The organism is Paenibacillus sp. CF095 (assembly GCF_900101225.1).
GTDB lineage: Bacteria > Bacillota > Bacilli > Paenibacillales > Paenibacillaceae > Paenibacillus.
In genome coordinates, this window is the sequence record NZ_FMZN01000001.1 from 914801 (window position 1) to 936915 (window position 22115).

Annotated in this window: 20 protein-coding genes; 19 read left to right on the forward strand and 1 reads right to left on the reverse strand. The window is 45.2% G+C overall.

Going from position 1 to position 22115, the window contains the following annotated elements; translation table 11 throughout:
* Nucleotides 1-7: 7 nt before the first annotated feature.
* The 17 genes from accC to BLS69_RS04110 all read left to right on the forward strand — a co-directional run bounded on the left by accC (nucleotide 8) and on the right by BLS69_RS04110 (nucleotide 16671).
* Nucleotides 8-1351: an acetyl-CoA carboxylase biotin carboxylase subunit gene (gene accC / locus BLS69_RS04030; RefSeq protein WP_036614375.1), complete on the forward strand. Its 1344-nt coding sequence runs from the start codon at nucleotides 8-10 to the stop codon at nucleotides 1349-1351.
* Between the two features lie 218 nt (nucleotides 1352-1569).
* Nucleotides 1570-1980, forward strand: a complete 411-nt coding sequence (locus BLS69_RS04035) for an Asp23/Gls24 family envelope stress response protein (protein ID WP_017687593.1) — start codon at nucleotides 1570-1572, stop codon at nucleotides 1978-1980.
* Nucleotides 1981-2126: 146 nt separating this feature from the next.
* Entirely contained in the window at nucleotides 2127-2666 is a 540-nt protein-coding gene (gene amaP / locus BLS69_RS04040) for an alkaline shock response membrane anchor protein AmaP (protein ID WP_017687594.1), read from the forward strand.
* Between the two features lie 14 nt (nucleotides 2667-2680).
* Nucleotides 2681-2914, forward strand: coding sequence for a DUF2273 domain-containing protein (locus tag BLS69_RS04045; RefSeq protein WP_017687595.1), 234 nt, complete (start codon nucleotides 2681-2683; stop codon nucleotides 2912-2914).
* Between the two features lie 222 nt (nucleotides 2915-3136).
* On the forward strand, nucleotides 3137-3589 hold the full coding sequence (gene nusB / locus BLS69_RS04050) for a transcription antitermination factor NusB (RefSeq protein WP_091028817.1): 453 nt from the start codon (nucleotides 3137-3139) through the stop codon (nucleotides 3587-3589).
* A 117-nt stretch (nucleotides 3590-3706) separates the two neighbouring features.
* Nucleotides 3707-4564, forward strand: a complete 858-nt coding sequence (gene folD, locus BLS69_RS04055) for a bifunctional methylenetetrahydrofolate dehydrogenase/methenyltetrahydrofolate cyclohydrolase FolD (protein WP_017687597.1) — start codon at nucleotides 3707-3709, stop codon at nucleotides 4562-4564.
* Between the two features lie 10 nt (nucleotides 4565-4574).
* Nucleotides 4575-5939 (forward strand): exodeoxyribonuclease VII large subunit, encoded by a 1365-nt coding sequence (gene xseA / locus BLS69_RS04060; RefSeq protein WP_091028819.1) that lies wholly within the window; start codon nucleotides 4575-4577, stop codon nucleotides 5937-5939.
* Nucleotides 5929-6186 carry an exodeoxyribonuclease VII small subunit gene (gene xseB / locus BLS69_RS04065; RefSeq protein WP_017687599.1) on the forward strand — a complete coding sequence of 86 codons (258 nt, stop codon included), beginning with the start codon at nucleotides 5929-5931 and terminating at the stop codon, nucleotides 6184-6186. Before xseA ends, xseB begins: the two co-directional genes overlap by 11 nt.
* Nucleotides 6179-7084, forward strand: coding sequence for a polyprenyl synthetase family protein (locus tag BLS69_RS04070; protein ID WP_371129031.1), 906 nt, complete (start codon nucleotides 6179-6181; stop codon nucleotides 7082-7084). Before xseB ends, BLS69_RS04070 begins: the two co-directional genes overlap by 8 nt.
* A 283-nt stretch (nucleotides 7085-7367) precedes the next feature.
* Complete coding sequence (gene dxs / locus BLS69_RS04075; RefSeq protein ID WP_091028823.1) at nucleotides 7368-9275, forward strand: 1-deoxy-D-xylulose-5-phosphate synthase; 1908 nt, start codon at nucleotides 7368-7370, stop codon at nucleotides 9273-9275.
* Between the two features lie 22 nt (nucleotides 9276-9297).
* On the forward strand, nucleotides 9298-10143 hold the full coding sequence (locus BLS69_RS04080) for a TlyA family RNA methyltransferase (protein ID WP_091028825.1): 846 nt from the start codon (nucleotides 9298-9300) through the stop codon (nucleotides 10141-10143).
* A gap of 84 nt (nucleotides 10144-10227) precedes the next feature.
* Entirely contained in the window at nucleotides 10228-10713 is a 486-nt protein-coding gene (locus BLS69_RS04085; protein ID WP_091028828.1) for a hypothetical protein, read from the forward strand.
* A gap of 84 nt (nucleotides 10714-10797) precedes the next feature.
* Nucleotides 10798-11247, forward strand: coding sequence for a transcriptional regulator AhrC/ArgR (gene ahrC / locus BLS69_RS04090; RefSeq protein ID WP_017687604.1), 450 nt, complete (start codon nucleotides 10798-10800; stop codon nucleotides 11245-11247).
* Between the two features lie 55 nt (nucleotides 11248-11302).
* The gene (gene recN / locus BLS69_RS04095; protein ID WP_091028830.1) at nucleotides 11303-13021 is read left to right on the forward strand and encodes a DNA repair protein RecN; all 1719 of its coding nucleotides are present in this window, start codon (nucleotides 11303-11305) and stop codon (nucleotides 13019-13021) included.
* Nucleotides 13022-13141: 120 nt separating this feature from the next.
* Nucleotides 13142-14470, forward strand: coding sequence for a SpoIVB peptidase (gene spoIVB, locus BLS69_RS04100; RefSeq protein WP_076215808.1), 1329 nt, complete (start codon nucleotides 13142-13144; stop codon nucleotides 14468-14470).
* Nucleotides 14471-14665: 195 nt separating this feature from the next.
* Complete coding sequence (spo0A, locus tag BLS69_RS04105; protein WP_062835258.1) at nucleotides 14666-15472, forward strand: sporulation transcription factor Spo0A; 807 nt, start codon at nucleotides 14666-14668, stop codon at nucleotides 15470-15472.
* 347 nt (nucleotides 15473-15819) lie between these two features.
* Nucleotides 15820-16671 carry a diguanylate cyclase domain-containing protein gene (locus BLS69_RS04110; RefSeq protein ID WP_256332221.1) on the forward strand — a complete coding sequence of 284 codons (852 nt, stop codon included), beginning with the start codon at nucleotides 15820-15822 and terminating at the stop codon, nucleotides 16669-16671.
* Nucleotides 16672-16962: 291 nt separating this feature from the next.
* Here BLS69_RS04110 and BLS69_RS04115 read toward each other — a convergent pair whose 3' ends face one another.
* Nucleotides 16963-17775, reverse strand: a complete 813-nt coding sequence (locus BLS69_RS04115; protein WP_091028832.1) for a FlxA-like family protein — start codon at nucleotides 17773-17775, stop codon at nucleotides 16963-16965.
* Nucleotides 17776-18067: 292 nt separating this feature from the next.
* Here BLS69_RS04115 and BLS69_RS04120 point away from each other — a divergent pair, with 292 nt between their 5' ends.
* Both BLS69_RS04120 and BLS69_RS04125 read left to right on the forward strand, forming a co-directional pair.
* Entirely contained in the window at nucleotides 18068-19942 is a 1875-nt protein-coding gene (locus tag BLS69_RS04120) for an AraC family transcriptional regulator (protein ID WP_176872570.1), read from the forward strand.
* Between the two features lie 188 nt (nucleotides 19943-20130).
* Complete coding sequence (locus BLS69_RS04125) at nucleotides 20131-22107, forward strand: AraC family transcriptional regulator (RefSeq protein WP_091028838.1); 1977 nt, start codon at nucleotides 20131-20133, stop codon at nucleotides 22105-22107.
* Nucleotides 22108-22115: the final 8 nt, after the last annotated feature.

A 22115-nucleotide genomic window follows, 5' to 3' on the forward strand; every position in this document is an offset into this window, starting at 1 on the left:
AAACGAAATGAAATTTCAAAAAATACTGATTGCGAACCGTGGAGAGATTGCGGTACGTATTATTCGTGCCTGCCGTGAAATCGGCATCTCAACGGTAGCCGTCTATTCGGAAGCGGACAAGGATTCTCTGCATGTTCGTCTTGCAGATGAGGCTTATTGTATCGGACCGACACTGTCTAAGGACAGTTACCTCAACTTCACAAACCTGATGAGTGTAGCCACACTGACGGAATGTGATGCAATCCACCCTGGTTACGGTTTTTTGGCGGAGAATGCTGATTTTGCGGAAATTTGTGAGTCTTGCAATATTACGTTTATTGGACCTTCTCCTGAAGCCATCACCAAAATGGGTGACAAGGCTGTTGCCAAACAGACGATGAAAGATGCAGGAGTACCTGTTATTCCTGGATCAGACGGCCTTGTTGAAAATATGGATGAAGCCATCATGATTGCTAGAGATATCGGATATCCTATTATTATCAAAGCTACTGCTGGTGGCGGAGGTAAGGGAATTCGTATTGCCGAAGATGAAGAAACGCTGATTAAGCAGATTACTGCTGCTCAGCAGGAAGCACAAAAGGCATTTGGCAATGCAGGTGTATATCTGGAGAAATTCCTGACAGGTATGAAACACGTGGAAATTCAGATCATTGCTGATAAACACGGAAATGCAGCACATTTGGGAGAGCGTGATTGCTCGGTTCAGCGTCGTCGCCAGAAATTGGTAGAGGAAGCGCCGTGTCCGATTCTCTCCGAAGATGTGCGTACACTGATGGGCGAAGCTGCGGTACGGGCTGCCCTTGCTGTGGATTACTCGGGAGCGGGTACATTGGAATTCCTGCTCAGCCCGAATGGCGAGTTCTATTTCATGGAAATGAATACGCGTATTCAGGTAGAGCACCCGGTTACTGAGATGGTTACTGGGGTGGATCTGATCCGTGAGATGATCTCGGTAGCTGAAGGCAACCCACTTTCATTCCGTCAGGAAGACGTGGTTATCAATGGCTGGTCCATTGAATGTCGTATCAATGCAGAAGATCCGGACCGTAACTTTATGCCATCACCAGGCAAAATCGGATTCTACCTTGCACCGGGAGGACCTGGCGTTCGTGTAGATAGTGCTGCTTATCCGGGTTATACCATTTCACCTTTCTATGACTCCATGATCGCAAAATTGATTGTGTGGGGAGCGAATCGTGAAGAGGCGATTGCCAAGATGAAACGTGCGCTTGGGGAATTTGCGATTGAAGGCATATCTACAACTATTCCTTTCCATCAGAAATTGCTGGAGCACCCAACGTTCATTCGTGGGGACTTTGATATCAAATTTCTTGAGGAAAACGAGATTTAAAAGGTATATTGGGCTTGTTTGTCATAATGTAGCCCAAATGATATAGTATGTAATAATAAGAGCGCATGTCTCCTGCAAAGGATAAGCCCGCACCTCGCGGATGTTTGCAGGAGTTCCGGTAAAGCCGGACCGGAAGGGTTCTGAAGGTTGATTAACCTGAGTCCAGCGCCCTGACGGATGGCCGCAAACTTATCTCGCGAAAGGTGTGTTGAACAGTTATGAGTACACTACCGACTGAATTTGAACGAACGGATATCGGTGAAATCCAGATCGCACCTGAAGTTATTGAAGTGATTGCTGGATTGGCAACCCTTGAAGTGAAAGGTGTTGCAGGCATGAGTGGCGGATTCGCTGGCGGATTTGCTGAATTGCTTGGTCGCAAAAACCTTTCCAAAGGTGTTAAAGTTGAAGTGGGCCAACGTGAAGCTGCAGTTGATGTTTCCGTAATTATCGAGTACGGATACCGTTTGCCACAAGTAGCTACGGAGATTCAACAGAACGTGAAACGTTCCATCGAGAATATGACAGGATTGAATGTGAATGAAGTGAATGTGCACATTCATGACGTTCAGTTCAAGAGCACCGAGAAAGTGGAAGAGATCGACCTGAACAGTCAGCGCGTAAAATAAAAGAAGACAGATTCCCCCGGCATCATCTGCCGGGGGTTATCCCGTCTTGGACAGGTCTTCATTATAGCGAAAGCTAGATGAGGATCTGATTTTTTGCTAGTGAACAGGTTAAGTCATGTTAGTGAGCAAGGGAGGCTGTGCAGTTCGTGGCTAAAATACTGGATCGGCTTCTGTTGTTTATATACAGCATAAGCGTTGGAGCAATATCGGCAGCCGTCATTCTTCTGATTAGCGGTGTGCTGCCTTACGAATTGAATTACCAGCAGGAACAAAACGTTATTGTTGCGTCGGTTATTGCAGCAGCGATTTTGTTTATCCTGAGTTTGCGATTTTTCTACATCTCGGTTCGGCGTGAGCGTGCATCGTTGCCGTCTGTAGATCAACGTACTGAGTTTGGTGATGTACAGATTTCGATGGAGACGATTGAGAATCTCTGTTTGAAGGCAACTTCCCGTTTCCGGGGAGTACGTGATGTCAAGGCACGCATACGTGTGGTTGAGTCAGGACTGGAGATTATGATTCGAGCGGTAGTGGATGGTGAGACCCCTATTCCTGCGCTGACTTCTGATCTGCAAAAGGCGATTCATGATCATGTACAAGAGATTACGGGCATCCCGGTTTCTTTTGTCACGGTGTATATCGCTAATGTAACCCAGTCGCCTAACTACAAGAGTCGAGTGGAATGAGGTGAGTTTCACTGATGCTGTGGAAAGAGATTTGGGATAGTCACAGAGGCCGAATTACCGGAATTATCGGCGGCATCTTTTTTGGATTTCTTTATGTATGGATCGGTTTTTGGGATATGTTGTTCTTTGCACTCTTGGTGTTCATCGGTTATACGTTAGGCAGACGGAGCGATTCGAAGCTGGGTTCGTCCATTCCCTGGAGGGAGTGGGGACAATGGCTTGGCGATCGCTGGCGTCCGTTTAAGTGACCTACCTGAACCCTGCAATATGTTTCTTCCGAAAATAGAGCTGTAGTTTAGGTTGCCCGTTTTTTGGAGGAAACGTATTGCAGGTTTTTTTGTGAAAAGGGATAACAATAACAATACCGTGTAAGCCATCGATCTAACCGATACAGGATTTGATGAGATGGATGCATGGATTATAAAATAAGCATGATGACGCTCCAGACGGAGCGCTGCAGGAGGCAGGACATGAAAAGACGTTTGGCAAGGGAAATTGCAGTACAAAGTCTGTATCAGATGGAAATGAATGAGGTAGGCGCAGCAGAAGCTGTAAACATGTTGATCAATGAAGCTGCTGAAGATAATGAAACCGAAGTGGTCATCCGCGATGCAGATGTAATGCGTACTTATGTTACTGAGATTGTACAAGGAGCCTGGAACAATAAGGAAGCAATTGACGGGCTGCTTGTGGATTATTTGAAAGGTTGGCAGATCAGCCGTCTGTCACGTGTAGATCGCCAGATTCTACGACTGTCTACCTATGAAATGGTGTTTCGTGATGACATCCCGGCAAAGGTATCCGTCAATGAAGCGATTGAACTGTCCAAATATTTTGGTACAGAAGAATCCGGTAAGTTTGTCAATGGTGTACTTGGACGCATGATTCAGGAAGTTGACACGATTAAAGCAAAATTATCTTAAGTTATGATTAACTATGGAGCATGTTCAAAAGGACCGGTTTTCAGTATCCTTCGTAATCAAAAGCGGTTTTTTTGAACAACCTCTAAATTTATATTCACATAAGGGAGAGAGAGTACAATGACAGCATCTATTATTAACGGTAAAGAAGTATCCCAAGAGATCCGCGCAAGCATGACAACAGAAGTGAAACAGCTTAGCGAACAGGGGGTAGTACCTGGTCTGGCTGTTGTGCTCGTCGGGGAAGATCCGGCATCCCAAGTCTATGTGCGTAATAAAGAAAAAGCATGTCACGACCTCGGTTTCTACTCCGAAGTGCATCGCTTGGATGCAGATACGTCCCAAGAAGATCTGCTTGCGCTGGTGGACAAGCTGAACAATCAACAATCCATAAACGGAATTTTGGTTCAACTCCCACTACCGAAACATATCGAAGAGAAAGCGGTCATTGATGCAATTGCCGTAGATAAAGACGTAGACGGATTCCATCCAGTCAATGTTGGTAATCTTGTTATTGGAGACGATAGTCTGCTTCCATGTACCCCTGCTGGTGTAATCGAACTTATCAAGCGGACTGGGCTGGAAATGTCCGGTAAACATGCGGTAGTCATCGGAAGAAGCAATATTGTCGGCAAACCGGTATCCCTGTTGCTCCAACGTGAGAATGCAACGGTAACGATGTGTCATTCCCGTACAGCCAACATGAAAGAAATTACACGCCAGGCGGACATTCTAGTTGTAGCCATCGGCCGTGCCAATTTTGTGGATGCTGATTTTGTGAAACCGGGTGCTGTTGTTATTGATGTCGGCATGAACCGTTTGGAGAATGGCAAACTGGCAGGAGACGTTGATTTTGAGAGTGTGAAAGAAGTTTCTGGTCCAATTACACCGGTTCCTGGTGGTGTTGGCCCGATGACAATCACAATGCTGATGCAAAATACATTGATCGCTGCCAAGCGCGCTCACGGATTGGCCTAGGGTTTTGTCTGTGGCAGATCAAAAGATCTACTCCATCAAAGACCTGAACCGATATATACGAATGAAACTAGAATCGGATCAGGTCCTGTCGGACGTTTGGCTACGCGGGGAGATTTCGAACTTCACACATCACTCCAGCGGCCATATGTATTTTACATTGAAGGACAAGGACAGCCGGATTAAGTCGATTATGTTTGCGTCCCATAACCAGCGATTACCCTTTGTACCGAAGGAGGGTGCAAGGGTTATTGCTCGTGGTAATGTCTCGGTGTATGAACGGGATGGGCAGTATCAATTCTACGCTACCCATATGCAGCCGGACGGGATTGGAAGTCTGTATCTGGCATACGAACAGCTGAAGAAAAAGCTCGAGGAAGAAGGATTGTTTTCACCTTCTCGAAAAAGACAGATCCCTCGTTATCCACAGACCATCGGGGTTGTAACTTCACCGACGGGAGCGGCGGTGCGGGACATCATGATCACACTCCAGCGCAGATACCCTTCTGCCAAAGTTGTTTTGTATCCTGTTCTGGTTCAAGGCAAGGGTGCAGCACCTTCCATCGTCAAAGCGATTGGCAACCTGAATCGGATGGGAGAAGCCGATGTACTTATCGTTGGACGTGGAGGCGGTTCACTGGAGGAATTGTGGGCGTTCAATGAGGAGATTGTGGCAAGAGCAATAGTTGCTTCGGATATTCCTGTCATTTCTGCGGTTGGGCACGAAACGGACTTCACTATTGCTGATTTTGCAGCCGATTTGCGTGCGGCTACACCTACAGCAGCTGCTGAATTAGCTGTACCTAATCGAGCTGAGTTGCTTGATCAGATCGGACAACGTCAGCGCCAGTTACAGCATAGCTTGCGTCAGCGTGCTGTACATAATCGCGAACGGCTAGCAAGATTACAGCGTTCGCCGGTGCTGGTTCATCCAAGACGTACCTTGATGCAACACACCGAACGACTGGATATGATGCACCAACGGCTTTTGAGAACAGTGGATACGCGTATGAAATGGACAGGAGAGAAGCAAGAGCGTTTGCGGGCAGCACTGCAACGATTCAATCCTCGTGAGCAGGTCAATGCAGCACGCCGTGAGAATGCGGCAGCACGCAGACAACTGGAACTTGCGATCAGGTCTATAACCAGATCGAAGCAGCAACAGTGGAAATCATCTGTGCGGCATCTGGATGCGCTTAGCCCGCTTAAAGTCATGTCACGGGGATACAGCCTTGTCTATGACGAGCAGGAACAGCGATTAATCAAGTCCACGAAGGATGTACAGCCTGGAGATTCAATTAAGATTAAATTAACAGACGGACAGCTGGACTGTCAGGTTTGGGGAATGAAGGAGGACGACAATACCCATGGCGAATGAACCGGAATTGAATTTTGAAGAGGCAATGGCGGCATTGGAAGACATCGTAGGTCAGCTGGAACATGGTGATGTTCCGTTGGAACAGGCCATCGATCTGTTTCAACGCGGGATGAAACTTTCGCAACTTTGCGGTCTGAAGCTGGAACAAGTGGAACGTAAGATCGAGATGATCGTAGAAGAAGATGGAGAGCTTCGCAAGAAGCCTTTCGGAACTGCTGACGATGAGAGCGGTGAAGTCCATGAGTAATCGTCCTTCGTTTCAAGCATATCTCGAAGAGGTCACAGCTGAGGTGACAGAAGCGTTGAAACACACGCTTCCCGATCATTGGGATGTACCCCAATCGTTGACGGATGCGATGCAGTACTCACTCATGGCCGGAGGCAAACGCCTTCGTCCTCTTCTGGTCGTTGCTGCGGCGGAAGCCTTCGGTGCACAGCGTACAGCTGCAATGCCGGTAGCCTGCGCCGTGGAGATGGTTCATACCTATTCACTGATCCACGACGACCTGCCTGCTATGGATAATGATGATTACCGCAGGGGAAAATTAACGAATCATAAGGTATATGGTGAAGCAACAGCCATATTGGCGGGCGATGCGTTGCTAACCCATGCTTTTTATAGCATAGTTCAAGCGGGTCGTCGCAGCGGTGTGACGGCAGATGCATTGCTGTCCATCGTAGAGGACATGTCCGAACTTGCTGGAGCAAGAGGCATGGTCGGCGGCCAAGTTGCGGATATGGAAGGCGAGCAAGGCATGACCGATCTTTCACAGCTTCAATATATTCATTTGCACAAAACAGGTGACCTGATTGTTTTCTCACTCATTGCTGGAGCACGAATCGGTGGAGCAACGGAAGGACAATTGGAAGCCTTACGTGTGTTTGGCCGTGATCTGGGGCTGGCGTTCCAGATTCAGGATGATATTCTCGACCTGACGGGCGACGAGCAGAAGATGGGCAAGAAAACACAGAGCGATGTGAATCAGCAGAAGGTAACATATCCTTATTTTATTGGCATGGAGGCTTCTGTAGCTGAGGTGAAATCCCTTACCCAATCTGCAAAAGACGCACTCGAAAGAGCTGAGTTACCTGATGCATCCAGATTGCTGGAAATTGCAGATTACCTGATGCGTCGAGACCATTAGATTCTGATAAAAAGTGCTGTTTCAAAATCTGTATAACCGTGTAATGAATGTAATGTCCTTTTTCCGAGTAGATGGAAAAAGTCTGTCCCGAGTGGATGCGGGAATACATATGGAGAAGAATTTTAAATAACTTGCTGGCGAGAATGCTCGTTATCGGGAGTATAGTGCAGTAAATTATGATTCTTGTTCTTTTATGTTATAATGATTTAATGTCATTTGATTCATAATGTATATATCGATTTACAACAATAACTAAACAATCTAGGAAAGCGGGGAGATTCTCGTGCTGCTTCCACAAATTAAACAACCCAGTGATCTAAAGTCGATGTCTCAGGATGATCTTGCCCTTTTATCGGCAGAGATCCGGCAGTTTCTGATTGAGAAACTGTCTGTTACAGGTGGGCATCTCGCACCCAACTTAGGCGTGGTTGAGCTCACGGTAGCCCTGCATTACTGCTATAACAGTCCAGCAGATAAAATGATTTTTGATGTAGGGCATCAGGCTTATGTGCATAAAGTCCTGACAGGGCGTATGGATCGTTTTGATACATTGCGTCAACATAATGGCCTGTGCGGATTTGTCAAACGCAACGAAAGCGAACATGATGTATGGGAAGCTGGACACAGCAGTACTTCATTGTCCGCTGCGATGGGGATGGCCCTTGCACGTGATCTGAAGGGTGAGGACAACCAAGTTATCGCGATGATTGGTGATGGAGCGCTTACAGGTGGTATGGCTTTTGAGGCTCTCAATCATATTGGTCATGAGCAGAGAAAACTGATGGTTATTCTGAATGATAATGAAATGTCCATTGCTCCAAACGTTGGGGCCATGCATAAATATTTGAGCAAGATTCGTTCGGATCGTCATTATCTGAAAGCGAAAGATGATGTCGAGGGGATGCTCAAAAAAATCCCAGCTATTGGGGATCGTTTGGCCAAATCGGCAAGCTGGATCAAAGATAGTGTCAAATATATGATGGTACCAGGTGTTCTTTTCGAAGAACTGGGCTTCACGTATTTGGGACCGATTGATGGGCACGATATTCCCAAATTGATTGAAACCTTCAAACAGGCAGATAACGTTGATGGTCCTGTGCTCGTTCATGTGCTCACGACCAAAGGCAAAGGTTATCAGCCAGCAGAAGCCGATTCGCACAAGTGGCACGGGATTTCTCCGTACAAAATTGAATCCGGTCAAGTGCTGAAGGCAGTCGGAAAACCGATGTACACGGAAGTGTTTGGTCAAACGTTAATTGATCTTGCTAAGCAGGATAAGCGGATCGTAGCTGTAACGCCAGCAATGCCTACAGGATCAGGTCTTATTCCATTTAGTAAGGAATTTCCGGACCGCATGATTGACGTAGGGATCGCAGAACAACATGCGGCAACCATGTGTGCTGCGCTGGCTATGGAAGGCTTGAAACCGGTCTTTGCCGTGTATTCTACGTTTATGCAACGTGCATATGATCAGATTGTACATGATATTTGCCGTCATAATGCTAACGTGATGTTTGCTATTGACCGTGCCGGGTTTGTTGGTCCGGATGGGGAAACACATCAAGGGGTATACGATGTGGCATTTATGCGCCATATTCCAAATATCGTTCTGATGATGCCAAAAGACGAAAATGAATTGCGTCATATGATGAAAACGGCGCTTGATTATAATGAAGGTCCAATTGCTTACCGTTATCCACGAAACAATGTGGTGGGTGTACCTCTGGATGATGTACTTGTTCCGATTCCGATTGGATCATGGGAGCAACTGCGTCCATCGGAAGGATATGCTGTCATCGCTTCAGGATCGATGGTGCAGCTTGCAGAAGAAGCAGCAGAGATGGTGAAGCGGGAAGGTATCACAGCAGGCGTAATCAACGCTCGCTTCCTGAAACCTCTTGATGAGCAGATGTTGCGTGAATTAGCTGTTCGAGGCACCAAATTGATTGTACTTGAAGAAACATCCCAAGCAGGTAGCATGGGTAGTGCAGTGCTGGAGTTTTATGCAGAGCAGGGACTACATGATGTTCATGTACAATTGATGGGGATTCCGGATCGCTTCATCGAGCATGGCAGTATTAAGGAACAACGTGAGGAAGTGGGTCTTACCGTTGAGAATGTATGTGCTGAACTACGCAAGATGGCTGTTCAATCATCTTACGGCATCCCCAAAACACGTTTTCCTTCGTAAATTTACATGATAGGAGACAGACATGTCACTCCCGAAAGAACGAATTGATGTTCTGCTGGTTGAGCAGGGCTATTATGAAAGTCGTGAGAAGGCAAAAGCCGCAATCATGGCTGGACTGGTGTATGCCAATAATGAGCCGATCGAAAAGGCGGGCATGAAAATTCCAAGGGAAGCCGAGCTGAAAGTTAAAGGCTCGGTACATCCCTATGTCGGCAGAGGCGGATTGAAGCTCGAAAAAGCGATCCGCCATTTCGGCCTTGATATGAATGGACTTGTCATGCTCGACATTGGTTCATCCACCGGTGGATTTACGGATTGTGCACTACAGCATGGCGCGTCTCACGTCTACGCGATTGATGTGGGTTATAATCAGCTCGACTGGTCTTTGCGTAATGATGAGCGGGTTACTGTTATGGAACGAACCAACTTTCGCTATGTGACTCCGGAAGATCTAACGGGACCAGTGCCGAACTTTGCGAGCATTGATGTGTCGTTCATTTCACTGCGAATCATATTACCGCCACTCCTGGCTCTTTTGAAACAACCTGCAGATATCGTTGCATTGATTAAACCTCAATTTGAGGCAGGACGTGAAAAAGTAGGCAAGTCTGGTGTAGTACGTGATACGAAAGTACACAAGGATGTATTGCAGACGATGCTTCATTTTGCCAGTCAACTTGGTTTGCATTTGCAGAGTTTAACTTTCTCCCCGATAACCGGTGGAGAAGGTAATATAGAATTTCTCGCTCATTGGCGTCTGGAAGAACCAGAGGCAACACAACCAGAGAACGATCCAGCTTCACTTGATGCACTTGCAGAGCAAGTTGCAAAGGAAGCAGCTCATACATTTACGGGAAACTCATCATAAGATGGGTTTCTTTTCGCTGGAAAGGTGATTGACGTAAAGGGAAATCGTTACTGAACCTCGAATATGTCTTCGAGGTGAGCGATAATGGATGGTCAATATGACACAATCGTTATAGGTATACTTGCTGTCTGTTTGATCTTGTGGCTGTTCTTTGGCTTACGTAATTGGGTGAACCGACCGATACCGGTAAGCTTGTCTGGAATGCAACTGAACGTGAAGATTCAGGATTCCCCGGCCTTGGAGTTGCTTGAAGCACAGGGTTACGAAGTCATCGGTGGCAAAATGAAAGTTCCTTTGGCTTTTGAGGCCAATGAATCCGTTTATTACAGCAGATTATTCATTGATTATGTTGCAGAACGTGAGGATCTCAGATACCTGGTGAAAACGTCTCGTCGCAGGCAGCCAATTGAAATGACCGGCCCTGCGCTAAGGGATCGCTTCCTCAATTATCTGTTGTTATATCCTGGCTGTGAAGGATTGCTGTATGTTGACGTGGAGGATTCCGATATTAAGTTAATCAGGCTCATGGACTATCAGGAAGATGTGTATGATGGGGATGATCTGGACTAATATAAAAGAATAAACATTGCAGGGCAAAGTCTGCGGCGAATTACAAATGCTGCTTTATTGCAATACATTTAACTGGAGGCATGTATGAAAGGACAAAGGCACATCAAGATTCGTGAAATCATTAGTCAAAATGAAATTGAGACCCAGGATGATCTGGTTGAAGCACTACGCAAATCAGGTTTTCAGGTGACTCAGGCGACGGTATCCCGAGATATCAAGGAACTTCTGTTAATCAAGATTCCGATGGATGATGGCAGATATAAGTACTCTTTGCCAACAGATCAACGATACAATCCGATTCAAAAGTTGAAGCGTGCACTCGTTGACAACTTCTTGCACATTGATCACACAAACAATCTGGTTGTGATGAAATGTTTGCCGGGAACAGCAAACTCCATTGCAGCTTTGCTTGATAATATTGAATGGAATGAAGTCATGGGGACGATCTGTGGAGATGATACCATTCTGATTATCTGCCGGACTGAAGGTAACAGCGTGACCGTTATTGAACGCATCATGGGTTATATTGCTTAAAGCAATGGTTCAAAAACATAATTTCTGAGTTAGTCATCCGGAGGTGTTTTTGCAGATGTTAGTTACGTTATCGATTCGTAATCTGGCTGTGGTGGAAGAAGTGGACGTTGTATTCCATCCGGGATTCCATGTACTCTCAGGTGAAACGGGTGCAGGAAAGTCGATTATTATAGATGCACTTGGCTTAATTGCTGGTGGACGAAGTTCAGCTGATCTGATCCGGTACGGATGTGAGAAGGCAGAGATGGAAGCCTTGTTCGAGATGGAACCAAGTCATCCGGTCTGGCAGACATTAGAGAAGCTCGGTATCCACTGTGAGCCGGAAGAGCATCTGGTCATTCGACGTGAACTGAACACACAGGGGAAAAGTACGTCCCGCATTAATGGGCAATTGGTCAATCTGACCATGCTGCGGGAAGTAGGCGAGAAGCTGATCAATATTCATGGACAACATGAACATCAGAGTTTGCTGCGTGCAGAGAGCCATCTGGGGCTTCTCGATACTTATGGCTCGGAAGTAATAGGACCTGTCAAAGCGAAGTATCAGGAGCGTTACAGCAAGTTTATCACGGCTGAAAAAGAACTGCGTGCGCTTCAGGAGTCCAGTCAGCGGGCATATCAACTCTTGGACATGTATCGCTTTCAGCTTGAGGAGATCGCAGCAGCAAGCCTTACACGAGGCGAGGATGAATTACTCGGGGAAGAACGGGTCAAACTATCCCATAGTGAGAAAATGATGGACAGTGTTGCCGGTGCATATGATCTGCTCAATGGTCAACGCGGACTTGAAGCTGTGAGCATTGCCCTTTCAAGAATTGAAGACATTTCTGGATATGATAGCAAAGGACTGCAACCAATCGTAGAACAGCTGCAATCCGCATTTTATCAATTGGAAGATGCAACATTTCAGTTAAGGGATTACCGGGAGAAGATTGAATTTAATCCGGCAAGGCTGGAAGAAGTGGAGCAAAGGCTGAATCTGATTTCTGGCCTCAGACGGAAATACGGGGACAGTGTTGAACTTATTCTGAGTTATTATGATCAGATTAGCCATGAAACCGACCAACTGGAGAACAAGGACGAACGGCTGGAGAAATTGCGAGCTGAACGTGACAAAATGCTTAACCTTGTGATGGAATCTGCTGAAGAACTCAGCAAGGTTCGTAAACAATGCGCCGAGGAACTTGCTGCACAGGTGGAAAGCGAGCTCAAGGATCTGCAAATGGAACGGACTACACTTCGTGTTCAGATTACTCCTTTCGAAGATCCGAAGGGCATTGAATGGAATGGACGCCGTATTCGTCTGAATCGTCAGGGTGCGGACAATGCGGAATTCCTGATCTCACCGAACCCGGGCGAGCCATTACGACCACTTGGCAAGATTGCTTCAGGTGGTGAGTTGTCGAGAATGATGCTGGCGATGAAGAGTATCTTTGCGCGACATGACCGGATACCTGTGTTGATTTTTGATGAAGTTGATACCGGAGTTAGTGGTAGAGCAGCTCAATCCATTGCTGAAAAACTGTTCCGTTTGTCTTCAACTTGTCAGGTTTTCTCAATAACTCACTTACCACAAGTGGCTTGTATGGCAGATCATCAGTATCTCATTGAGAAACATGTCTACGATGGACGGACGATGACGCAGGTGGAATCGCTGTCAGACGAAGGCAGAGTGAAGGAATTGGCACGTATGCTGGGCGGCGTGGAAATTACAGAAAAAACGCTGCATCACGCACAGGAAATGCTGAATTTGGCGGAAGCCAAAAAAGGGTGAAACGGACGGCTGGCGTAATGATTGACAGTAATAAAAGCCTGGGGGCGAGGTTATCTTATAGGTACGCAATTGGCGACCACCTTTCGTCAAGCGAAAGAAGCAAAGGGAGTGTGACAGCCATTGAATTCCCCCCTCAGGAAGAAATTGCTAGGTCTTTTATTTGCCTTCTTTCTTTGTGTGATTAGCCAGGCCATTCAGCCTGTGCAAAGTTATGCTTCACTGCCGGATGAATTGCAAGTGTTTGCTGGCAGGCAAGCGGATGTCCGGCTCGCTGTACCTGCTGCTTCAAGCGCCGTTGTAGATCGTCCTGATATCGTTGGTTTGGATGATCAGGCAGCGATGCATGTTACCAGGCAACAACCTTTGCATCTTCACCCTCAACAGACGGGACATGCCAAATTAACGTTGAAGTTGTGGGGTAAAATTCCGGTCAAAACAGTCCATGTGAATGTGATACCGGATTTGCGTGTTGTACCCGGGGGTCAAACGATTGGCGTCAAAGTTAAATCGGCAGGCATTCTGGTTGTAGGTCATCATCTGGTCCACTCTGGGCAGGATGAGCGTGTATCGCCAGGAGAAACAGCAGGCATTAAGCTCGGAGATCTAATTACGCATATGGATGGTAAACGCCTTGATGGTGTGGCAGGTGTCTCTGAGGCCGTTGAACTTGCAGGGAAAAGTAAAAAAGGTATTGATGTTGTTTTGAAACGTGGTAAGGAAACGGTGAAGACACGATTAACTCCGGCGTATGACTCCGAGGATCAAGCGTGGAGGCTTGGATTGTACATTCGTGATTCTGCAGCCGGTGTTGGCACACTTACCTTCTATGCTCCAGATCAGGGCGTATACGGCGCACTGGGCCATGTCATTACAGATATGAACACACAAACATCTATTGTTGTAGGTAGTGGTCAGATCGTTCAGTCTAATGTGACGTCCATTTCTAAAAGTGAGACCGGTGATCCGGGTGAAAAACGTGCTCATTTCCTCAAGGAAAGCAAAATTCTGGGCAATATTGAACGTAATACGGCTTTTGGCATCTTTGGTAAAATGTCCGGAAATCCTGAGCACAGTCTGTATTCGAAAGGTATTCCCGTCGCTTTTTCTCATGAAGTCAAAGAAGGACCGGCCGAAATACTTACCGTGGTTGACGGCCAACAAGTTGAACGCTTCTCGATTGACATTGTTCATGTGGCAGATCAAACCGAGCCAGCAACAAAAGGTCTTGTACTTCGAATCACGGACCCGAAACTGCTGGATAAGACCGGAGGTATCGTTCAAGGGATGAGTGGCAGCCCCATTGTACAAAATGGTAAGTTGATCGGTGCAGTTACTCATGTATTCGTGAATGATCCAAAATCGGGTTACGGTTGCTTCATTGAATGGATGTTACAAGATGCTGGTGTGATGATGAAAAAGGAAAACGATAAGAACCTCAAGGCTGGCTAAACAGCCCTGAGGTTCTTTTTTGTCGAAAGGAAACATAATATATCGGATAATGAAATAAATTATTTATTATATAGGATCGAGAAAAAAAAATAAAGAAAAATAATTTTCGACAGGAGGAATTTAACTTGCTGTGTCGAAAATTTAACCTGTAAGGAATTGTACGAAACGATGTTTAATTTAAAGGAGGATACCGTTTTGCAAAAAATTGAGGTATTGCTGGCCGATGATAATCGTGAATTTACGAATTTGCTTGCCGAATATATATCTGAGCAGGAAGATATGGAAGTAACCGGTATTGCATACAATGGAGAAGAAGTACTGCAATTGCTGGAGCAAACTCGGGATGTGCCGGATGTATTGATTCTGGATATTATCATGCCGCATCTGGACGGTCTGGGTGTGCTTGAGCGCTTGCGCAACCTGAACCTGTCTCCACAGCCTAAAGTCATTATGCTTACGGCATTCGGACAAGAGAATATCACACAGCGTGCCGTGCAACTCGGAGCTTCTTATTATATTCTCAAGCCATTTGACATGGAAGTGCTTGCGAATCGTGTGCGTCAACTGGTTGGAACACAGACCGCCATGTCCACAAGCAGCGGTTCATCCATGTTCATGAAATCCAATGTTGTGCCAATGGGCAAACATAAAAATCTGGATGCAAGCATTACGTCCATCATACATGAAATCGGCGTTCCTGCGCATATTAAAGGATATCAGTATTTGCGCGAAGCCATTACGATGGTGTATAACAATATCGAAATTTTGGGAGCCATCACCAAAACACTGTATCCGGCGATTGCCGAAAAATTCAAAACGACGCCGTCCCGCGTCGAACGTGCGATTCGTCATGCCATTGAAGTGGCATGGACTCGCGGTAACATCGACAGCATCAGCCACTTGTTTGGTTACACGATCAACATCAGTAAGTCGAAACCAACAAATAGTGAGTTCATTGCGATGGTTGCTGACAAGCTGAGAATTGAGCATAAGGTAAGCTGAAAGGGTCAGGAGTAATGATTGGAGAAGAAATTTTGGATTCAGATTAGATTCTAGCCAAATGAATTTTGGGGGTCAATGTCTGAATTCGTTCATTTCAGGTCGATAAACTTCTGTAATATATGCCAACGAATACCGTCAATTATTGGATTTAAGATATCCAGTAAATGACGGTATTTTTGCATAACGAAATAACACAGAACATGGGGATAAAAATTTTATTTCATAAACTTTTACTTTCAGTTAACGCTTTTTCAAGTAGAAAGTGGTACGATGTGACCATTGACAAAGACCTACATATATATTTGAAAAGTACGGATTAGATGCTACGAACAGAGGAGTAGAATAGTATGTTTACGCAAATAGGCAAGATTGCTGAACCGATTCCTGTAGTACAATCTGATACAAAATGTGATATCGTCTATCATCTTTTCAAGTCCAATCCTAGTTTGGAAGGTATAGCTGTTATGGGGGAGAAGGGTGTGTCATTAATGATGCGGCCCCGATTCTTTCAGCAGATTGGCACCCAGTATGGCTATAATCTGTATATGGGACGTCCTGTAGAACTGGTGATGAACACGCAGGCACTGGTCGTGGATTATTCGGAACAGATTACAGATGTCAGTGTTCTAGCCATGGACCGAGATGAAGGGGAAATATATGATCTTGTGTTGGTCACGTCAGGGGAAAGTTTCTTTGGAGCTGTGAGTATTCGCCGTTTGCTGCTTGCTGTTGCTGATGTACGGGCTGAAATGGCGATTTTTATGAACCCGCTGACTGGTCTTCCAGGTAATCATATCATAAATGAAAGGCTGTCTCAGGCTCTTCAGATGGACCATTTTAGCGTACTGTACGTTGATCTCGATCAATTCAAATCCTACAATGATAGCTACGGCTTCAAAATGGGGGATCAGCTTATTCAGGCAACAGCTAACTTGCTTCGCAAACTTTTTGTTCTTCCTGAAGCGTTTCTTGGACATATTGGTGGTGATGATTTTATTACAATCCTGAATCACCATGATTACAAACATATTAGTGAGGAAGTCATCTCAGGTTTTGAGGAAATGAAAAAGATATTTTACAACGAACATGATTGGCATAATCAATATGTTCTGGGGGAAGGACGTTCCGGGGCTGAATCGGCCGCTCCCTCTTGTGTCGGTATCCATCGCCGTTGTAACCAACAGCAAGCGAAAATATGAAAACATAGATCAGATTATTGATGAGGCCACACGGATCAAAAAAGGTTGTAAAGCGATTGCCGGTAGTGTCATCTGTGCAAATGATTCCGCCATTACTCCGTGCTAGAAATAAGAAATACTCATAGTAGCTACAACTACTAACGCTAAAGATACAAGAAAAACCGCTACTTATCAGGAGTTAGTCACCTGTAATAGCGGTTTTTCTATCGATGGATGCGAGACGAGTGCTGTGTTGTGAAAACACTTCAACCTCATTATGTATACATATAAGTATGTTTGAGCAAAGGGTACTCAGATTCGAATATCGATGGATAGATATGAAGCAGCAGGAGATGCAGAAGCGGGAGTTTGCGGGCCGTTTCCGGATTCCTGATCTGTGGTTCCGCCATCTGATGGGTGCTCCTTACTTCCCGTTTTCTTTCCTTCATTTATCTCCTGATCTTCTTCTCCAGATGTTGCAGAGATAGGAGTTTGTGCTGCCTCTTTAGGTACGGGCTGATGGATCTCTTTCACCAGATCCCCAATCTTTTGATTGACCTTGCTGAGCTGAGAATTGATGTCCTGAACAACCTCTCGTTTTGCCTGAAAGACGGTGCGCTCTGAGTTTTCCAACATCATTGATTTGCCGAGATCGAGATCATTTGTAGGAGGATTAATCTCCAGGACGAGTCGGTCGAATCGCGTCTCTCCTTCAGTGGTCTGAATGGAGCCCTGCATGCGATCACGCAAACCGACCAGCTTACCCAATTGATCGTAAGTCTGACTATGCTTGATCAGGTGATCCAGTGAAGGGGCTTGTGTCTCGTCGGTTGGTTGGGGTTGTTGCTGTTGAGTCTTTTCGGGCTGTCTTAATTTGTTCTTTTCTTGCAACTCTTCAGCTTTAATTTGGGCAATCTGGCTATCGATCTGTGATATGGAGCTTGTTAAGGATTTAATTCGCTGAGCCTTGGTTTTGGTATCCAACTCGTCATTGGTTTTTACACCTTGCATTTCTTCATTGAGCCGGATCTTCTGCTGCATGAGTCCCTGAATTTCTTTATCCCGACTGGAGACCTGATTCCCGGGAGTGAAACTGCTATTGGTTGCAGATGAGATTGAATTCATATCCTCTGTTCTCCTTCTACTCTTTATCATGGTTCTATTTACATATATCGGATGTTAAGAGAAGGATTTGAATAGTTCTTTTTTCGTCTGAATGGATTCATTTACATCGGTTGTATTGCGTACTTTATCATAATAATTGATAATGGTTATCAATAAGTGCGTAGAGTACAGACACAATTTATGTAGACGGAGATGGGTTAGTAAAATGTGGAATGATTATTATATCCTCTGGAACTATGCTGCGGTGAGCATAACAGATATCCGTTACATGGAATTAGAGGCATATGAAAAGATGAAATACAAATTTCCGACAAGTACCTTTGTACTCACCATTCAGGGTGACGCTGAAGTAACGATTGACAACCAAACATATGAAGTGAGTCGCTTTTATATTTTCCATGGGGGAAAAGGGAGTAAGTTGGTGATTCAAGCAGGTGAATCCGGATTGCGCCTATATTACTTGATGTACAAAGCAAACCTGCCTAGTGGAGGGAGAAACGATCTGGGAAGGTTAATGGAGCGTATCAATCCGTTCCAAATGAACTATGGCTTTAACCCCGATATGCCAACCATTCTATATGAGCAATTGAAACAGATGCACTTTTTGTGGGATCAAAAGAACCCTATCCAGCACTTTCAGGCCAAGAGTTTGTTCTATGCATTTGTGGAGCAGATCTCATCACAGATTCCTCGTATATCCAATCGTTATCCAAGTATCAAGGATCAGGTCAGCAAAGTCATTGAAATTGTAGAGTCTTCCTACACCCAGCCACTTACACTTCATGTTTTGGCAGAAATGATCGGGACCAGCCCAAGAAGTTTGTCACGCAAGTTCAAACAGTCGACTGGAACCAGTCCCATCGATTATCTGATTCAGTTTCGTTTGTTCAAAGCCAAGGAGATGTTGCTGCAAACGGACGCCACGTTGGATGAGATAGCTGTAGGAATCGGTTATCCGGATGGATATTATTTGGGGCGTATGTTCAAGAAACATACAGGTCTTTCTCCTCTGCAATTTAAAGAAAAGACCTCAGCACCCCTAAATTGGCCTGATCTGACATCAGGTGTGGCGCGAAATGACATTTTCAGAGGTGGAAGTGAAAGGTATGTTTATACTGATGGTGATAATCATTATCAATATAAACACGGAGGGTCAATAAATATGAACAGACAGACAAGAACGGGAATGTTGCTTAGTATTCTATTAAGTCTTACGTTACTGCTGAGTGCCTGCTCTACAGGTGTTGCCAGCAATTCAAGCGGGGATGCATCGGGAAGCAAAAGTGCATCAAGTTCCACAAACACAGTAACAGCCGATAATCAAACCAAAACATCTGAACCACGTACAATTTCAACGGTGAAGGGAGATATTACAATCCCTGCTGAACCTAAACGGATTGTGGTTGACTTGTATTTGGGAAGTCTGATCGCCCTGGGAATCAAACCTGTGGGTACACCGGAGATGAACCTGAAAAATCCTTATTTTATCGAATCACTTGAGGGTGTGCAAAATATTGGCGAATATGAAACCATTTCTCTCGAAAAGGTGTTGGAACTTGAACCGGATCTCATTGTGACAGGTAATCCTGATTTATTTGATTCCTTTAGCAAAATTGCACCTACCTTGGTTGTACCTTATGGTGAATTGAAAAACACCCACGAAGAAATTGCCTATTTCGGTGAAGTGCTAAATAAAGAAAAAGAATCTGAGGCATGGTTAGCCGATTATGACGCAAGAATTGCAGATGCCAAGAAGCGCGTTCATGAGGCGATTGATCCGCAGGCCGAGGTGTCGGTCATGCAGTTCTATGATAAAGCACCGTTGGCCTTTGGTGATAATTTTGGTCGGGGAGGTCAGGCAGTCTACAGCGCGCTTGGTTTGAATCCTACTGCAGATAAAAAAGAGATTTTAATGAAGGATCAACTGGTTGAAGTTTCGTCGGAAGCGATTCCTGAGTTTGCCGGAGACTACATTATTCTAACAGCGGACAATCTGACACTGGAAGAGTTGAAATCGAAACCGGTCTGGAGTTCACTGGATGCGGTTAAAAATGATCGTGTGTTTATCTGGAGCCCGGATCGTTCATGGTACTTTGACCCGATTGCAACATTGGATCAAACAGAGGAATTGGCCGCGTGGTTTACGAAGATTTCTGAACCAAAATAAGCGTAACAAGTGATGGATGAGATGAAATCCAATTCCACTCTAAATTACAGTTGATAATGAAAATTATTATCATTTATAATAAAGGTATATTAGTGAACCTCTGCTACGCATATGTTATCGGATGTGTGGCAGAATGATGACCTTGTAAGGCCTTTATTCCGGGTGAGGTTGGGATTGGAGAGTATTCGATGCAATTAGACGAACAGATGAAATGCTGGAATCATGCCGCTGTTAAGGTTCTGGATATACGCCGAATCGTTATGGAGGCAGGGGCACAACTGAGTTCCTACATACTTCCGGCAAATGGTTTTATATATACGATTCGAGGATCGGCTGTGCTTCAGTTGGATGGACAAACATACAAGGCAGAGCGGTTTTACATGCTTCATGGGGCGAAAGGATCTTCACTGGATATCCAAACCAACGAAGATTTCGAATATATTCTACTCTATTACAGAGCATTCCTTGCCTTTCCTAGTTCTCGTAAAAAGTGGTTATTGGCACAGCCGGAAGTTGCGCCGTTCTCTTTGCAATATGGATTTGCACCGGGCAGTCCGCTGGGGTTGTTACGTTACCTTGATGAGCTTGAGGGTGCATGGATTCAATCTGGGAGTCTGGATCTGCTTCATACCAAAAGTTTATTTTACCAATTCATTCATGAAATGATGGTTCAGTTGGCAGAGCAGGAGATCAAAACAGAGCTTGCTGACCCGGTGAAACAAACACTTCGTTATATACAGAACCATTATAGGGAACAGGTCACGCTTGATTTCCTGGCTGAACAATTCAACTACAGCTCCCGTCATTTATCCATGCAATTCAAACGACAGACGGGTCACAGTCCCATTGATTATTTAATTCAGACCCGAATCGCTAAGGCTCGCAATCTGCTTGTCCGATCTGATGCAACGCTGAGTGAAATTGCAGCAGAAGTGGGTTATTCGGATGTGTATTATTTTAGTCGTATCTTCAAAAAACATGTGGGGATCTCTCCGATTCAGTATCAACGAAAGATAAGAGAAGAAGCGAGCACAGAGGATCGTCCATTGGTAATCTCTGAATCGTCCATTGGCCGAAGATGGAAGTCGGGATATATTGATTATGAGAATCATTATCAATATATAGACGGAGGGTCTACACCAATGAAAAGAAGAAAAACAAGTTCCAGTATGATTATGGTTGCATTATTGAGCATAACGATGCTCCTCGCAGCCTGCTCTTCAGGTACAGCAACAACACCAGCAGCTGGCGAAGGAACGGGTGCCAGTTCCAACAATAACAGCAGTACGGCAGTATCATCAGACACAGGAAGCCAGACGAACAAAGACAATGAAACACGCACGGTCTCCACGGTTAAGGGTGACGTAGTTGTTCCAGCAAATCCTAAACGGGTTGTTGTACTATATCTCCAGGGAGACGTCGTTGCGCTTGGAATTAAGCCAATTGCTACATCTGAAGTATTCAACGGGGCTGCCTACAAGAGTGAGCTTGAAGGTGTAAATTCACTAGGCACCTGGTTCGAACCGAATCCTGAAGCTGTCATTGACCTTGATCCGGATCTGATCATTGTTCCTTCAGAAGAGACGTATACGTTGTTAAAGGATATCGCACCTACGGTATATATTCCATACGAGAAAATGACAACAGAAGAAAGACTCCAGAGTATAGCGAGTATTTTTGGCAAAGAGCAGGAAGCTGAGACATTAATCAATAATCTCAATAGCAAAGTCGAAGAGAGTAAGCAAACACTAGCAGATGCAGGCATATTGGACAAAACGGTTTCCATTGTTGAGGGCGGTTTGAAAGGTATGGTCGTTGTAGAGAGCAAGCAATATGGCCGAGGATCTCAGGCACTATATGAATACTTGGGGATGAAAGCACCTGAAGTGGTACAAAAGAAAATTGATGTAGTTTCGGAAGCTGGAGGCTCCAATCTATCCATGGAAGTACTGCCTGAATATATCGGTGACTACGTGTTTCGTTCGGTGTATGAAGGGGCAGATAACCTTACGGATGATCCAATATGGAGTAGCATCCCGGCTGTTAAAGAAGGTCGCCTAATTGAGATTGATTTTGATTTCTTCTACTATTCGGATATCTATTCAATTAATAAACAACTTGATTTTGTCGTTGAAAAGCTGTTGGCGGCTCCAAGAGCGCAATAGTAAAGAGC